A 14,390-nucleotide genomic window follows, 5' to 3' on the forward strand; every position below is an offset into this window, starting at 1 on the left:
CTTTTCACATTTCACATCTCACTTTTCACAACCCCACATTTCCCTTTAAAATGAGCATTATACAAGAATTTTTACGCTACAACAGACAAACTATACTTCCTGAAATTGGAGATGAAGGACAGGGCAAAATCAAAAAAGCAAGAGTATTGGTTATTGGTGCGGGCGGATTGGGCTGTCCGGTTTTACAATATTTATCAACCGCAGGAGTCGGAACAATAGGTATCGTAGATTTTGACACCATCGAAATTCATAATCTTCACCGTCAGATTTTATATACCGAAAATGAGATTGGTCTGCCCAAAGCTTCGACTGCCAAAAAAGTGTTGGAGAAACTAAATCCGTTAATTCAGGTTATCGCTATTGAAGAGAAAATAACTCCGGAAAACGCCTCTGAGCTTATTCAGTATTATGACATTATTATTGATGGTTCCGATAATTTCAAAACCCGTTATTTAGTGAACGATACTTGTGTTAGTTTAAAGAAAACACTGGTATACGGAAGCATTTTAAAATTTGAAGGACAACTTGCTGTTTTCAATCATAACGGAAGCAAAAATTTACGTGATTTGTTTCCTGAAATGCCCGATCCCAAAGATGTTTCAAATTGTAATATGAACGGAGTTCTGGGAACTTTACCTGGAATTATCGGTACTATGATGGCACACGAAACTTTAAAAGTAATCCTGGAATTACCTTCTTTAAAAAATGAATTGGTACTTTTTAATACCTTAAACTGGAGTTTTACCAAATTGAATTTCTAAAAAACAATTGGATCACCAACCCTTATAATTCCTGAATTTAAACTTACAATATTAGTTCCGAAGAAAACTGAATTTTCTACTTTTCTATATGTGCTTAAAGTTTTTAAAGGTTCCTTTTTCAGATTTCCATTCTGCGGATCGTTATTGACCATAATACATCTTCCGCAGGGTTTTACATTTTTAAATTGAACTTCTCCGATTTTAAAAGTATCAAAGTCATCTTCTTCATGAGCCTTTTTCGATGTGATGACAATGTTCGGGCGAAATCTTAAAACAGTGATTTTATCTTTTAATTTTTCATTTAAAAAATCCAGGCTTTCTGATCCCACCAATAAATAAGGATAGCCATCCGCAAGGCTAACGTTGAAGATTTCTTTGAGCCTTGAGCTTTCATGTTTACGGCCTCCAATTTTCATGATTTTGACCAACTTACACTCAAAACCTAAATGTTTGCTAAACCATTCTGAAGTTGTTTTATTCACTTCAACAACTTCGCTTTTATCCTCCCAGACCGTCGTTTCGATTGGAATGCTTAAATGCTCGTCTATTGAAAATTCATGTTTATGGTCCCGAAAAACAATGCTGATTTTTCCATCTGAAATCTGCGGATAAAACTGGCTCATGATCCGGTGTTCCCGTTGTGTTATCATTTGATTTTCAGCATCAAGTAACATCCATCTTCGATCGTTTTCGAAACCCATTTCTTCTGCCAGAGCTTCCTGGCAGCTAATTCCGGCCAGGCTTTTTACCGGATAAATATAAATTTCTTTTACCACATGAATTGTACTCATCTTACTCACTTTTTAAAATAGACATAAATGCTGAGCGGTCAATTTCGCAACAGCCTAAACTTTCCAAATGCGGATTATAAACCTGACAATCCAAAAGTTTATAATTATTTTTTCTTAAATACTCAACCAAAGCAATAAAAGCTACTTTTGAGGCATTGGATACTTTTGAGAACATACTTTCTCCGCAGAAAACATTTCCCAGATCAATTCCGTACAAACCTCCAACTAAAACTTCGTCCTGCCAAACCTCAACCGATTTTGCGATTCCGCTTTCGTGAAGCTTGCAGTATGCCTCAATCATTTCATTGGAAATCCACGTTCCGTCCTGATCGCTCCGTTTTATTTTCTGGCAATTCGAAATCACCTCCTTGAAATTTTGATTAAAGCTAACTTTAAACTGATTTCTATTCAAAATATTCCGCATGCTTTTGGACACATTCAATTCATCCAAAAACAAAACCATTCTGGGATCCGGTGACCACCAAAGAATGGGCTCTCCTTCGTTAAACCACGGAAAAATACCGCTTTTGTATGCTAATTGCAAACGTTCCGGACTCAAATCGCCGCCAATAGCTAGAATTCCTTCTTCATCGGTTTCTGAAACTGGAGGAAAAAACAACTCTTTGGATAAATAATACATTTTAAAAAAAATTCCAATAAAATTAAAAGGGAAGTTCCAATATTGAAATTCCAAATTCCAACTTTTATGTGATTTCTCCCTTCGGTCGAAATGACACAAACTATATGCAAAAACAAAATTCCAAATTCCAAATACGTTATTGATTTGGAATTTGGAATTTATAATTTTTGTAATTTAAACTTTTAGAACGGCAAATCATCCGGTTCGTCGTCGTTTACGTTTGTAGCCGGAGCAAAAGCTTCTGCAGCAGGCATTGGCGGAGCTTGTGAAGGAGCTTCAGCACCTGCTCTTTCAATTCTCCAACCTTGAATACTATTGAAATATCTGGTTTCTCCTTGTGGATTAACCCATTCTCTTCCTCTTAAATTGATAGAAACTTTTACTGCCTCTCCTTGCTTATAGCTACTTAACAAATCGCATTTATCTTGTGTAAATTCGATTAAAATATGTTGTGGATATTGTTCATCAGTAGTAACAACTAATTCTCTTTTTTTGAATGAGGCACTAACTTGTTGCTCCGGGTTAACCACTTTTACTTTTCCTGTAACTTCCATCTTCGTTTATATTAATTATTGATTCTTTTCTTATTTTTTTGCTAAAAGCACTTTCCAGGCGGATACAATATCATCATTGTTGAGATACTTCTTGGCCTCTAAATGTATTTTTTCCTGATCATCGGAGCTTAGAACTCCTTTGACTGAAAAATTTTCTTTCACAAATATACTAACTTCTTCCTTTGTAGGCAAGGCCTCAATATTTCCTAGTTTTCCGAGATCATTTCCGTCAAAAACGTGACTTTCCCTGATAAAATTCGGAATCACGTCTACTCCAACCCCTAAGGTTGTAAGTGGTTTTGGCACTTCAAAAAGTCCCAGGTTTGACCTTGAATACCAATTATTTCCCAATCTCGAAACCAAATCAATTTTATGTTGGTCGATGGCTCCATTTTCATCCAGAACAGCCTCGTGAATGTGGATTTTTACGACTTCGCAAAGAATAAGGTTTCCAGCTCCTCCTTCGGTTCCCAACGGAATAATCTGCGTGATTTTACACTCAAATTGTACCGGAGATTCTTTTACGCGATAAGGCTTTACCAGATCTGAAGGGATTTGTGTTAAACCTGCCTTGATAAATTCATTTACACCCTCTCCGTATTCGGTACTGGCTAAAGAAGTCTGCTGTACCAAATCATAATTAACCACATTGATTACTACTTCACGGGTCGCTTCGGCATTGATCAGAGTATGTTTGACCGTATTGTCCCGGACGCGTCGTGCAGGCGAAAAAATCAGGATTGGCGGATTGGCACTAAACACATTAAAGAAACTGAACGGTGACAAATTCGGAATTCCTTTTGCATTAATTGTACTTGCAAAAGCAATAGGTCTCGGTCCGACGGCACTCTGCAGATAACCATGCAATTTTGCGGTCGGAATTTCTTTTGGGTTAATGCTGATCATATTTTCCTTTTTAACCGAATCTCTTTTCGGTAACTACAAAAGTATAGAAATCGTTACTGACTAAGAAATAGTTTTAGACTTAAAAACAAAAATCTTTCGCAGCTCACGAAATATTAAATGTGTTTATTTCGTTATATTTATACCTCAAAATTTAAGATATGTTTTTTTCTGACCGAAGAAATACTACCCGTTGGGTTATTATCAGCATCTCCTTTTTAATCATTTCCCTGATTCTCTGGAATACTTATACCTTTTTTCAAATTTTCAAAAATGAAGAAAGGATAAAAATGAAGTTACTGGCGAACGCACAGATTGCTTTAATTAACGCTGATGAGAATACGGATCTGGAACTTCCACTTCAGATTTCCAGCAATAACACTTCTATTCCGGTAATCCTGACGATGTACGACAAGATTCTAACGGCTCGGAATGTTCCTGAAGCCATCTTACTGGACGAAAAAAAATCACTGTCTTTTTTGAACAGCCTGCAAAACGAAAACGAACCAATCGTTTTTGAATACGCTCCCGGAAAATATCAGAAACTGTATTATGGCAATTCGGCCTTACTGAATAAACTTAAATATTATCCGATTGCTTTATTGCTGATTATCTTTTTGTTTGGCGCTTTGATCTATAATTTTTACAAAAGCACCAAAATGGCGATTCAAAATAAACTTTGGGCGGGAATGGCAAAAGAAACCGCACATCAGATCGGTACTCCGTTGTCTTCGTTAATTGGCTGGATTGAAATTTTAAAAACGGAGGAAATCGATCAGTCGATCACTGTAGAGATCGAAAAAGATGTGGACCGCCTGCAGACCATTACGGATCGTTTTTCGAAAATCGGATCTGTTCCGGTACTGGAGCTTCATGATATCGTTACCGAGACCTTGAATAGTTATGAGTATTTACAATCCCGTTTTTCTAAACAGGTTGCTTTTTCGCATCATGTTCCGAAAGAAGCGATTTTTGTGATGATCAATCCAATATTACACAGCTGGACCATAGAGAATCTGGTGAAAAATGCAATTGATGCCATGAAAGGAAAAGGCACCCTGGACCTTAAGATTGAACAGGATACACACCATATAAAAATCATTGTAAAAGATTCGGGTACGGGAATTCCGAAGAATCAGTTCAAAACCATCTTTGAGCCCGGTTACACCACCAAAAAACGCGGCTGGGGACTCGGACTTTCGCTAACGAAAAGAATTGTGGAGGAATACCATAACGGAAAGATAAAAGTTTTGCATTCTGAAATAGGAAAAGGCACTACTTTTCAGATTCAGTTAAATAAAAAAGTGCAGCAAAAATAATTTTACTGCACTTTGAAATAGGTTTGTAAACGAATTATAAATTCGCCTGAATACTTTTGGCCAGCGCTTCAAATTCTTCTTTAGAAAGTGATACTTTATTTTGAAAACGCATTTCATCCATTTCATTCAACGGAATTAAATGTACGTGTGCATGAGGAACTTCCAGACCTACAACAGCCATTCCGACTCTTTTGCAGGGAACTGTTTTTTCTAAAGCAATTGCTATTTTCTTAGAAAATTGCATTAACCCCAAATAAAGTTCGTCATCCATATCAAAAATCTTATTGATTTCCTGTTTTGGAATACAAAGCGTATGCCCTTTTGCATTTGGATTTACGTCTAAAAAAGCAAGATAATTATCGTCTTCAGCGATTTTATATGCCGGGATTTCTCCGTTGACTATTTTGGTAAATATTGTTGACATGGTTTATTTTTAAAAATCTTAATAGTGAGATTGCTTGGTTCCTCGCAATGACTTAGTCCCTTGAAATTTCAAGGATTTCGAATTTCAAAACTCCGTTTGGCACCGTGATTTCAGCTACTTCTCCAACCGATTTCCCCAGTAAACCTTTCCCAATAGGAGACGTTACCGAGATTTTTCCGGTTTTAAGATCTGCTTCACTTTCTGCAACCAATGTATATTTCATTTCCATTCCGTTGCTTTGGTTCTTGATTTTAACATTCGAAAGTACCAATGCTTTAGAAACATCTAATTGTGATTCGTCTATTAATCTGGCGTTTGAATATACTTCTTCCATCTTAGCAATTCTCATTTCTAATAATCCCTGAGCTTCTTTAGCTGCATCATATTCTGCATTTTCAGATAAATCACCTTTGTCTCTTGCTTCCGCTATATCCTGAGATGCCTTTGGACGCATTACACTTTTTAAATGCTCCAACTCATCTTTTAATTTTTTTAATCCTTCTGCTGTATAATAAGATACTTTACTCATAACTTCATCGTTTATATAAATACAAAAAATCCCATCAGGACGGGATTTCTTATTACAAATATACTATTATTTTTTATAGTACATAATTATATGTTAATCATATAGAATTCAAATCTAAATAATTTAATTTTGTTTCACTAATTCATATTAAAATAATGAAAAAAATCTGGCTCTTCATCGTATTAACTTCGCTGTTTTTATCTTGTAGCGATAAGGAACGTAGTAATAATAATCCTTACATACCCAATTATACTGTAAATTTATCTGTAAATATGAGTCTGCCCGCTTATTCAGATCTTAAATATGCAAGCAATGGCGTTATCGTATCTGGTTTTGGAGCAAAAGGGATTATTATTTTTAATACCGGCAGTGGTTATACTGCTTTCGATGCAGCATGTCCAAATCAGGAATTATCTTCCTGCGTTGCAATGACAATTAAAGGCATTAATGCTGTTTGTTCCTGTGATAAAACAGAATATAGTTTATTTACCGGTCTCGGAGGAAAAGAATATCCGCTAAAACAATATAAAGTAGACGTTGCCGGATTGGTAATTCGCGTTTATAACTAATAAAAAAAGCCTGAAAGTTTTAAATTTTCAGGCTTTTTTATTTTAGAATATATTAGAATTTCAACGTCAATCCCAGAAGGAAATTAATTCCGGCCTGAGGGTAATAGTACGGATACACATCATACATGGCTCCGTTTGAAACATATTGTTTGTCTAAAAAGTTATTTAGCAAACCCGTTACCATAATGGATTTGAATACTGTTTTTGGTTTTATTTCATAAGATACATTCAAATCATTTACAAAATAATCAGCCAGTTTAGCTTCCGGTAATTCGATATTATTCATGTATTGTTCCCCGACAAATTTCTGCAATAAGGAAAGATGCAAGCTCTCAATCGGACTATAGACAATAATATTTCCCGCAATAACCGACGGAGAATAAGCGATGTCTTTTGTTCCGTAATTCTGCCCTTCAACAGCCAGATCTACATTTTTATTATTGCTTAAAGTAAAGTTAGGACGCAGTATTATTTTTTCCGAAAGCACAATTGTAGCATCAACTTCAAGACCTAAACGATAGCTTTTTTCGCTATTAGAACGAATCGGAGAACCAACATCGTCTAATCTTCCTGTTAGAATCAACTGATCTTTGTAGCCCATATAGTAGAAATTCGAATTCAATTGAAATTTCTCGGAATTGAACCTCCAGCCTAATTCAAAATCGTTTAATTTCTCCGGTTTTACATTCCCTCCTTCGTAATCTGTTCTGTTTGGTTCACGATTGGCTCTTGCGTAAGAGAAATATAAAGTGTTTTTTTTGTTGATTTCATAATTTAATCCTGCTTTTGGATTAAAGAAATTAAATGCATCATCTACAATACCTGTTTCATAACTATTCGCTTTATACGTTACCCTTCTGTATTGTAAATCTCCGTAGAAACTTAATTTTTCGGTGAATTGATAATTTGCCTTTGCGAAAATATTCCCATCTGTCTTTGTTGAAAAATCGTCATAATAATGATCTCCCAGCTCTGTTTGTGAAGCATTTCTGGCCCAGATTACTTTTCCGAAATGATCTCCTTCATATTTATTCCAGCCTCCGCCAAAAATAACATCCAGTTTTTCATCTTTATATTTTACAGAGAAAGTCGTTCCGTAAAAATCATTGTCCAGCCATTTCTGACGAATTAAATCGGTTCCCGGAACCAATTCTCCATTACTATTTTCAACCATTTTAGTCGGCAGGATTGCTCCATAGCCTTCAACAGGTTCATCAAATTTATAATTTTCGTAATAGCCAAGCCCCTTTGTATAATGCAGAGCCAGATTCGTACTCCATTTATCAGAAAACGATTCGCTCCAATGCAATTGGTAATGATCTTGTTTGTAGTTATCCGTTTCGTTATCATAAAATCGAATATTGCCAGCCTCATCGGTAAACTTTCCTGCCGAATTGTAAGTGCGGTTATCGTTTAATGTTTCGGCATCAATTCCGTTCCAGGACTGGTATGTTTTTTCTGTTCCTCCAAAAACCAAGGCTTTAATCAAAGTGTTTTTACCTACATAGGTGGCCTGCAGGAAATAGGATTTTAAATCAGAACTTGCCCGGTCAACATAGCCATCAGATTTTAATGCAGACAACCGTCCGGCAATTTCAAAATGATCGTTTAACAAACCTGTACTAAACTTTACGGTATGTTTACGGGAATTGAAACTCCCGTAAGAATTTGAAATTTCACCGGTAGGTTTAGAAGCGTAATTATCGGTCAACATGTTTAAACTCGCCCCAAAAGCTCCGGATCCGTTAGTTGAAGTCCCAACACCACGCTGTAATTGAAGGCTCTCGACTGAAGAAGCAAAATCAGGCATATTTACCCAAAACGTACCCTGACTTTCTGCATCATTGTACGGAATTCCATTAATCGTAACATTAACCCTTGTAGCATCGCTTCCACGTACGCGTATCCCGGTATATCCCATACCATTTCCGGCATCAGAAGTTGTAACTACCGACGGTAAATAATTCATAAGAATTGGAATATCCTGACCCAGATTTCTGAATTTAATTTCCTTTTTGTCCATATTACTAAAGGAAACCGGTGTTTTTGTAGTAACACGAACAGCTGAAACTAACACATCATCAAGCTTGTTGACTTTGGTTGAATCTTGTTCCTGCGCAAAAGAAAAAAGAGTTGTGAAAACAGAAAATAGAAAATAGAAAATAGATTTGGTTCCGGCTACATTTTGAACCTTAGAACCTTTGTAACTTAGTACCTCAGTACTTTTAATAATAGATTTCATCCGTAAAAAATTACGAATAAAAGGGGGAATTATTCTTTTTGTTAAATTAATAAAATTGTTTCACGACAAAGTAAAGTATACACGCTAAAATTTGTCGTTTTTTCCCTTAGCGACATTACTCGCTCAGGTTCTTTGGGTATGATCTCAGCTCGTTATTTAGAGCACCCCTTTGAGACGAGGCAAATGTAGTGTTAAAAAGTTAAACTCCAAAAAATGAAAATTACAAATTACAAAAGGCAATTACAAAAATCAATATCAATCAGAAAAAAGCAACAAGAATTCTATAGTTTGGATAGCTTGTATATATTGAGGAATTTTGAAAACCCTACTTTCTGCAACAATTACTAGCAATATGTTAAGTATTTTTTTTTGTGCCTTCTCAGATTTTACTTTTTAAATCCATCATACCGTGAAGAATCCTTGCAATTTCTATTTCATTCTCTGAAAGTATTCTGTAGAAAATAATATGCTGACCTGTTTTATACCCGAAAACATTTTTCTCAACTGTATCGTACGATTTTCCTCTTGCTGGTTTTTCAGCTAACTCTTTGCAAGAATCTATAAGCAAAAGATAGTAATGCTCCGCTTGATTTTCAGACCAGGTTTCGACAGTATAATCCCAAATATCGGTTAAATCTTCAACAGCTTTGTTTGTTAGAAAAAATTCAGCCATTATTTATTTCTGGCTTTTAAATGTTTTAAATGTTTTTCCGGATCAAAATTTACTGCCCTTCCGCTTTCAAATCCGTCGTGTATCGCATTTCTCAAAGCCGTTACACGAGTTTCTTCTTCTTCTAAAAGTCTAAGTCCGGCTCTTATTACTTCACTTGCATTATTGAATCTACCTTCGGAGACACTCGATTCAATAAAACTTTCGAAATGATTGCCTAAAGATATGGATGTGTTCTTTCCCATAAAATTGATTTTTTTGATAAAGTTACCATTTTTTGGTAACTCTGCCATTTTTTAACGCAAAGTTTTGGAAATCAAACCTAAGTCTATACAAGCAAACACTTATTTGTAATCATAAATGATAACTACGAAAACTAATCTAAATCAGGTTTTCTGCGGGATTGTTTTATCTCAGAAATATTCTTTTTGTCCTTGATTCGTTTTTTAATCACCGATTTTGGGATCTTGGTTGCTTTACGAATTTTTGGAACAAATAATCCTTTTTTGATGATTTCCAGAAAACGTTTTACAACAATATCTTTGTTTTTAATCTGACTTCTGTCTTCGTCACAATTTAAAATTAAGATATTTTCAGAAGTTAAGCGTGATGAAATATTGGTTAGTAAAAGCAATTTTTCCTCGTCAGATAAAGCCTGAGAAGTATTCAGATCAAAAGTCAATACCACTTTTGAAGATACTTTGTTTACATTTTGCCCTCCTGCTCCACTGCTTCTAACGGCCTTAAAACTTAATTCTGATATGATTTTTTCGGTATCCATTATTGTGGCTGATGTGCTGGTTTTAACAAATCGTTTACTGTCTTTACAGGATTAAAAGTTATCAGCGGAACCGCTACAAAAATAGTTAGCCAATTTGCCATTGCACCATTCCATAATCCCGGTAATTCATAACTCTTTACCGTTTTTCCGTCAACACTTTTTTCTACGATAAAACCTGCTTTGGAGTCAACAAATTCATTCAGATCGAATTTTGTGTTTTTATAATTCTTTATTCCGCAAACTAAATCTACCGGATTAAAATGTGTAGCTGCCGATAAGATTCCGAGTTGCTTTTGATTAGTTAAATCGACTTGCGATGTTTCTACAATCTGAAGCGAAATTTTCCCTTTCTCATTCATCACCCAAAACGGTCCTCCACCTGGCTCTCCTTCATTTTTAACCATGCCGCAAACTCTGATTGGCCTGTTCAATAGTCCTTTAATTTTAATAATTTTATTCTCGAAAGTAAACTTATTAAAATCTTTAGTCATTTGAATATTAAGCTTTTTAGTCAAAAAACGAACAATCTCGTCGATATGATCTTCCTGGATTTCCTGCCTTTCAATGGCGTTCATGTAACCGAAGATTTTTTTCTGAATTTCGATTAAAATCCCGGCTAAAGCTTTTTTATAGAGCGTAATTTTATCAATATGATTCTGAATTACATTGTCAATATTTTTTATAAAGATAATATCCGCATCCAGTTCATTTAAATTTTCAATCAAGGCACCATGTCCGCCAGGTCTGAAAATCAATGATTCTTCTTTATCTCGTACAATTTTATTTTTAGCATCAACAGTGATGGAATCTGTGCTTTTATTTTGATAGGAGTAACCGATATTTATCAGCGTACCGGAATCCTTTTCTACTTTTTCTTTAACAACCTCAACGGCTTTTTCAAACAGGCTTTGATGCGCTTCCGATACGGTAAAATGCAAATTCGAAATTTGATTTGCCGTAGCGTAATGCACACATTCGTTTAAATGCTCTTCAATCGGAATGGCAATATGCGTTTTATACTGATGAAATGGCAAAACTGCTTTTGGCTTGTTTGCAAAGTCAAAGGAATCAGGTGATAAAAGCAATTTTATAAAATAGTAATTTTTATAATCCCTATCCAGAGTTTCAAAATCAGGATATACTTCTCTGAGTTTTTTATCTAAAGCTTCAAAAAACGGAAATTTATCCATCGCTACAATGAAAATAGACAAATTGCTGTCTTTTTTTCTATTGATATAGGCATTGATAGTTTCTGTCTGAATATCGAAATCGTTCAGAAAAGCAGTTAAAAACTTAAACATTCTGCTGGCAGCTCCCGAAGCCGGAACAAATTTCTTCAGTTTTAAACTTTCCTTCTGAAGATCAAAAAAAGCAGCTTTTTGTTCAAAATCGCTTTCTGTCAGGCTTAAAATTCCGTTGTTAATAGTTGCCGGACTTATTAAATTACTCTTTGCAATTCCATTTTTAAAAATCTCTAATTGTTTTACTATTTTTTCAAAAGGAATTCCATGTTCATAAATCTCAACAAAATCGGCAGATGAGAAACCTTTTTCTTTGGCTATCGTAAGAGTATTGATAATAGCGGTTGCCTTTGCCAAACGATTTTCTTTATTTCCCGACAGGGTAATGAATGGCTTTTTGGCATTGATTAAGGTTTGTTTAAAGACGGAAAACACCGTTTCCCTTCCGTCAGGAGTATCTCTGATATCATCTTTTTCCCAGGGCACATCTATATCGGTAAGAAAAAACAAATCATAATCATGTTCAAGTGCAGCTTCGTTCAGAAGCGGATCGCAAAGCCCGTAATACATTTCGGAAAAAACTTTGGTGACCATGAGATTGGTATCACAAAACAAATATTTCTTTGCCGAAGAAAGTTTTTGATTTTCTAATGCAACCTGTCCGTAAGCAATCGGCATCATATCATCAACTACACATATATGCTGATTCTCTTCCCATTTTTCCTGCAAATAATCACGCGCAAATTCCGGAACCCATTCGGTTTCGTAATATGCTGCAAGTTGTTTTGCCAATGTTGTTTTACCTGTACTTTCAGGGCCAAACAAAGCAATTTTTATGATAGCTGTTTTTTGCTGTCTAAGATTTTTCTCCATTCTAAATAAGCTGAAATAGCCAAAATTGTAAAAATTAAATACTGTAGTGACAGCATCCCCAGCCCACGATAAGCGTAAAGAGGCACTACAATAATATCACCAATAATCCAAAGTGTCCAGTTTTCGATTTTTTTTCTGGCCATGTACCACATTCCTGCAAAAAATATTCCTGACGAAATCATATCAACATAATTGTCGTTTTTGATTTCGTAATCAAAATATTTATAAATCCCGAAGACTACAAAAACAGTTACAAAGAACAGTATAATCCCGATTATTTTTTCATTAAAATTAGTTCGTGTAATAGGCAGGTTTTCTTCAACTGTTCCGCCTTTTGCCCAAACATACCAGCCGTAAATACTCATGATAGAAAAATATGCATTTATAATCATATCACCAATATATCCGGCAATGTATAAAAGGTACACCGAAATTACCGTAGCAACTAAACCGGTTGGATATACCCAAATATTTTCTTTCTTCGCAAACCAGACACTTAAAATTCCGCAGACAAAAACCAGAAACTCCAGAGCAATATGCCATAAAGGAGCATTTTTATAACTGTCGAGAAAAAAATCAATCATTATAGCAGGTTATTTGGATTGTTGTGTACTCTTTATGCTTCAAAAAAGCGGCTGTTATTCTCAAAAGCAGTTCCGATGACTACTAAATCTGCACCTGCATTATATGCTTTTTGAATTCCCTGCAAATCTACAATTCCTCCGCCAACAATTATCGGAATTTCAATATTTTGCGCAATTAACGCAATCATTTCCAAGGGAACAGCTTGTTTTGCTCCACTTCCGGCTTCCAGATATAGTAATTTATTTCCTAGCATTTCGCCAGCCTGTGCCGTTGCCAAAACCAGATCAAGATCCTTACGGTCCAGAGGTTGTGTTTTGCTCACTCTGGCTACAGCTGTTTCATTGCCGCTTTCTATTAAAATATATCCTGTTGACAGGACTTCGAGGTTTGTTTTCTTCAAAATTGGTGCTGCCTGAACCTGATATTCTATCAGGTAATCAGCGTTTCGGCCAGACAATAAAGATAAGAACAAAATAGCATCAGCCTGAGCTGAAATTTGTGACGGATCACCAGGGAATATAACAATGGGCAACTTTGTTTTTTTTCTTAATTCCGTCATTAATTCTTCTAAAATGGTAGTCTGGACAATACTTCCACCAACAAAAATGTGAGATGCAGGTGATTGGTTTATTTTAAACAAAAGGGCCTCTAAATTTTCCCAAACAATTTTATCCGGATCCAAAAGAATAGCAAGCAGTTTTCGCCCATCAATCTTGGCCTGGATAATTTGCTGGTAAATATTCGGTATTTTTTGTCTCATAATCGGGCGTAAAAGTAAAAGTTTTTTAATGCACAAGAACTATTTTGAATGAATTATATTTGCGTAACGCTTTTGACAACCTAAGAAACAAATTATGATTACTGCCGATCTTTTAGAAAAATATGGTGCCTCAAAGAAATTTTACGAAAAAACAGCAACTGTTTTTGAAGAAGGAAAACTACCAACCCATTATTATCAGATTGTGTCAGGTGAAATCAAAATGAACAATTACAATGATGACGGACGCGAATTTATTCAGGGAATTTTCTACAAAGAGCAATCTTTTGGAGAACCCCCATTATTCTTAAATCAAAAATATCCTGCAAGTGCTGTGGCTGTTGAAGAATCCCAGATTCTTTGCCTTCTCAGGTCAAACTTCATGAAATTACTGGAGGAGAACCCGGCAATAAGCATTAAAATAATCGAAAATTTAGCCCAGCGATTGTATTACAAATCGGTTATGGCTGCCGAAATTTCTACGCATGAACCCGAACATCGCGTTTTAAAATTAATTGATCACGGAATTTCCTATTTTAATTTTAAGAAGGATGCCAACGGATTTCTGATCAATTTTACCAGACAGCAAATTGGAGATTTAACCGGTTTACGCGTGGAAACTGTGATTAGAGCTATAAAAGCTTTAGAAAAAAAAGGCGAATTGAAGATTATTAACAGAAAAGTATACCGATAAAAAAGTTCTTGTTTTATGATTTAAGTCATAAAACGCAGCGGTATTGCGAGCGTATCT

At 35.4% G+C, this 14,390-nt stretch carries 17 protein-coding genes; 4 read left to right on the plus strand and 13 right to left on the minus strand.

Annotated elements, in window-relative coordinates; genetic code table 11:
- The first annotated feature begins 50 nt into the window (after window positions 1-50).
- Window positions 51-761 carry a HesA/MoeB/ThiF family protein gene (locus tag EV142_RS00665; RefSeq protein ID WP_132031729.1) on the plus strand — a complete coding sequence of 237 codons (711 nt, stop codon included), beginning with the start codon at window positions 51-53 and terminating at the stop codon, window positions 759-761.
- Here EV142_RS00665 and EV142_RS00670 read toward each other — a convergent pair.
- The 4 genes from EV142_RS00670 to EV142_RS00685 all read right to left on the minus strand — a co-directional run bounded on the left by EV142_RS00670 (window position 758) and on the right by EV142_RS00685 (window position 3,652).
- On the minus strand, window positions 758-1,552 hold the full coding sequence (locus tag EV142_RS00670; RefSeq protein WP_132031731.1) for an MOSC domain-containing protein: 795 nt from the start codon (window positions 1,550-1,552) through the stop codon (window positions 758-760). The two genes, EV142_RS00665 and EV142_RS00670, sit on opposite strands and share 4 nt — an antisense overlap.
- Before the next feature lies 1 nt (window position 1,553).
- Window positions 1,554-2,192 carry a leucyl/phenylalanyl-tRNA--protein transferase gene (gene aat / locus EV142_RS00675; RefSeq protein WP_132031734.1) on the minus strand — a complete coding sequence of 213 codons (639 nt, stop codon included), beginning with the start codon at window positions 2,190-2,192 and terminating at the stop codon, window positions 1,554-1,556.
- A 182-nt stretch (window positions 2,193-2,374) separates the two neighbouring features.
- Window positions 2,375-2,746, minus strand: a complete 372-nt coding sequence (locus tag EV142_RS00680; RefSeq protein WP_132031736.1) for a DUF3127 domain-containing protein — start codon at window positions 2,744-2,746, stop codon at window positions 2,375-2,377.
- Window positions 2,747-2,776: 30 nt separating this feature from the next.
- Window positions 2,777-3,652: a flavin reductase family protein gene (locus EV142_RS00685; RefSeq protein ID WP_132031738.1), complete on the minus strand. Its 876-nt coding sequence runs from the start codon at window positions 3,650-3,652 to the stop codon at window positions 2,777-2,779.
- A gap of 158 nt (window positions 3,653-3,810) precedes the next feature.
- Here EV142_RS00685 and EV142_RS00690 point away from each other — a divergent pair, with 158 nt between their 5' ends.
- On the plus strand, window positions 3,811-4,968 hold the full coding sequence (locus EV142_RS00690; protein WP_132031740.1) for a sensor histidine kinase: 1,158 nt from the start codon (window positions 3,811-3,813) through the stop codon (window positions 4,966-4,968).
- 34 nt (window positions 4,969-5,002) lie between these two features.
- On the opposite strand, the gene EV142_RS00695 is transcribed toward EV142_RS00690, so the two are convergent.
- Together EV142_RS00695 and greA are read right to left on the minus strand one after the other, a co-directional pair.
- Window positions 5,003-5,392, minus strand: a complete 390-nt coding sequence (locus EV142_RS00695) for an HIT family protein (protein WP_132031742.1) — start codon at window positions 5,390-5,392, stop codon at window positions 5,003-5,005.
- A 52-nt stretch (window positions 5,393-5,444) separates the two neighbouring features.
- A complete protein-coding gene (greA, locus tag EV142_RS00700) occupies window positions 5,445-5,921 on the minus strand; it encodes a transcription elongation factor GreA (protein WP_056190394.1) in 477 nt (158 codons plus the stop codon).
- A 155-nt stretch (window positions 5,922-6,076) separates the two neighbouring features.
- Here greA and EV142_RS00705 point away from each other — a divergent pair, with 155 nt between their 5' ends.
- Window positions 6,077-6,490 (plus strand): Rieske (2Fe-2S) protein, encoded by a 414-nt coding sequence (locus EV142_RS00705; protein ID WP_132031744.1) that lies wholly within the window; start codon window positions 6,077-6,079, stop codon window positions 6,488-6,490.
- 52 nt (window positions 6,491-6,542) lie between these two features.
- Here EV142_RS00705 and EV142_RS00710 read toward each other — a convergent pair whose 3' ends face one another.
- The 7 genes from EV142_RS00710 to EV142_RS00740 form a co-directional block, all read right to left on the minus strand.
- Complete coding sequence (locus tag EV142_RS00710) at window positions 6,543-8,732, minus strand: TonB-dependent receptor (RefSeq protein ID WP_132031746.1); 2,190 nt, start codon at window positions 8,730-8,732, stop codon at window positions 6,543-6,545.
- Window positions 8,733-9,111: 379 nt separating this feature from the next.
- Entirely contained in the window at window positions 9,112-9,405 is a 294-nt protein-coding gene (locus EV142_RS00715; RefSeq protein ID WP_132031748.1) for a type II toxin-antitoxin system RelE/ParE family toxin, read from the minus strand.
- Window positions 9,405-9,647, minus strand: a complete 243-nt coding sequence (locus EV142_RS00720) for a type II toxin-antitoxin system ParD family antitoxin (RefSeq protein ID WP_132031750.1) — start codon at window positions 9,645-9,647, stop codon at window positions 9,405-9,407. The genes EV142_RS00715 and EV142_RS00720 overlap by 1 nt, the downstream gene beginning before the upstream one ends.
- 131 nt (window positions 9,648-9,778) lie before the next feature.
- The gene (arfB, locus tag EV142_RS00725; protein ID WP_132031752.1) at window positions 9,779-10,183 is read right to left on the minus strand and encodes an alternative ribosome rescue aminoacyl-tRNA hydrolase ArfB; all 405 of its coding nucleotides are present in this window, start codon (window positions 10,181-10,183) and stop codon (window positions 9,779-9,781) included.
- A complete protein-coding gene (locus tag EV142_RS00730) occupies window positions 10,183-12,297 on the minus strand; it encodes a DUF4301 family protein (protein ID WP_132031754.1) in 2,115 nt (704 codons plus the stop codon). The genes arfB and EV142_RS00730 overlap by 1 nt, the downstream gene beginning before the upstream one ends.
- Window positions 12,258-12,881, minus strand: a complete 624-nt coding sequence (gene pnuC, locus EV142_RS00735; RefSeq protein WP_132031756.1) for a nicotinamide riboside transporter PnuC — start codon at window positions 12,879-12,881, stop codon at window positions 12,258-12,260. Before pnuC ends, EV142_RS00730 begins: the two co-directional genes overlap by 40 nt.
- Before the next feature lie 32 nt (window positions 12,882-12,913).
- Window positions 12,914-13,642 carry a geranylgeranylglyceryl/heptaprenylglyceryl phosphate synthase gene (locus EV142_RS00740; protein WP_132031758.1) on the minus strand — a complete coding sequence of 243 codons (729 nt, stop codon included), beginning with the start codon at window positions 13,640-13,642 and terminating at the stop codon, window positions 12,914-12,916.
- Window positions 13,643-13,736: 94 nt separating this feature from the next.
- Between EV142_RS00740 and EV142_RS00745 the strand changes: the two genes are divergently transcribed.
- Complete coding sequence (locus EV142_RS00745; protein ID WP_132031760.1) at window positions 13,737-14,333, plus strand: Crp/Fnr family transcriptional regulator; 597 nt, start codon at window positions 13,737-13,739, stop codon at window positions 14,331-14,333.
- The last annotated feature ends 57 nt before the right edge of the window (window positions 14,334-14,390 follow it).

Origin of the sequence: Flavobacterium circumlabens (assembly GCF_004345565.1) — a bacterium.
Lineage (GTDB): Bacteria > Bacteroidota > Bacteroidia > Flavobacteriales > Flavobacteriaceae > Flavobacterium > Flavobacterium circumlabens.

What these genes read in the sequence shown, in the direction of transcription:
- EV142_RS00665 (WP_132031729.1), top strand. Translation starts at nt 51, where the DNA reads ATGAGCATTATACAAGAATTTTTACGCTACAACAGACAAACTATACTT.
- EV142_RS00670 (WP_132031731.1), bottom strand. Translation starts at nt 1,552, where the DNA reads ATGAGTACAATTCATGTGGTAAAAGAAATTTATATTTATCCGGTAAAA.
- aat (WP_132031734.1), bottom strand. Translation starts at nt 2,192, where the DNA reads ATGTATTATTTATCCAAAGAGTTGTTTTTTCCTCCAGTTTCAGAAACC.
- EV142_RS00680 (WP_132031736.1), bottom strand. Translation starts at nt 2,746, where the DNA reads ATGGAAGTTACAGGAAAAGTAAAAGTGGTTAACCCGGAGCAACAAGTT.
- EV142_RS00685 (WP_132031738.1), bottom strand. Translation starts at nt 3,652, where the DNA reads ATGATCAGCATTAACCCAAAAGAAATTCCGACCGCAAAATTGCATGGT.
- EV142_RS00690 (WP_132031740.1), top strand. Translation starts at nt 3,811, where the DNA reads ATGTTTTTTTCTGACCGAAGAAATACTACCCGTTGGGTTATTATCAGC.
- EV142_RS00695 (WP_132031742.1), bottom strand. Translation starts at nt 5,392, where the DNA reads ATGTCAACAATATTTACCAAAATAGTCAACGGAGAAATCCCGGCATAT.
- greA (WP_056190394.1), bottom strand. Translation starts at nt 5,921, where the DNA reads ATGAGTAAAGTATCTTATTATACAGCAGAAGGATTAAAAAAATTAAAA.
- EV142_RS00705 (WP_132031744.1), top strand. Translation starts at nt 6,077, where the DNA reads ATGAAAAAAATCTGGCTCTTCATCGTATTAACTTCGCTGTTTTTATCT.
- EV142_RS00710 (WP_132031746.1), bottom strand. Translation starts at nt 8,732, where the DNA reads ATGAAATCTATTATTAAAAGTACTGAGGTACTAAGTTACAAAGGTTCT.
- EV142_RS00715 (WP_132031748.1), bottom strand. Translation starts at nt 9,405, where the DNA reads ATGGCTGAATTTTTTCTAACAAACAAAGCTGTTGAAGATTTAACCGAT.
- EV142_RS00720 (WP_132031750.1), bottom strand. Translation starts at nt 9,647, where the DNA reads ATGGGAAAGAACACATCCATATCTTTAGGCAATCATTTCGAAAGTTTT.
- arfB (WP_132031752.1), bottom strand. Translation starts at nt 10,183, where the DNA reads ATGGATACCGAAAAAATCATATCAGAATTAAGTTTTAAGGCCGTTAGA.
- EV142_RS00730 (WP_132031754.1), bottom strand. Translation starts at nt 12,297, where the DNA reads ATGGAGAAAAATCTTAGACAGCAAAAAACAGCTATCATAAAAATTGCT.
- pnuC (WP_132031756.1), bottom strand. Translation starts at nt 12,881, where the DNA reads ATGATTGATTTTTTTCTCGACAGTTATAAAAATGCTCCTTTATGGCAT.
- EV142_RS00740 (WP_132031758.1), bottom strand. Translation starts at nt 13,642, where the DNA reads ATGAGACAAAAAATACCGAATATTTACCAGCAAATTATCCAGGCCAAG.
- EV142_RS00745 (WP_132031760.1), top strand. Translation starts at nt 13,737, where the DNA reads ATGATTACTGCCGATCTTTTAGAAAAATATGGTGCCTCAAAGAAATTT.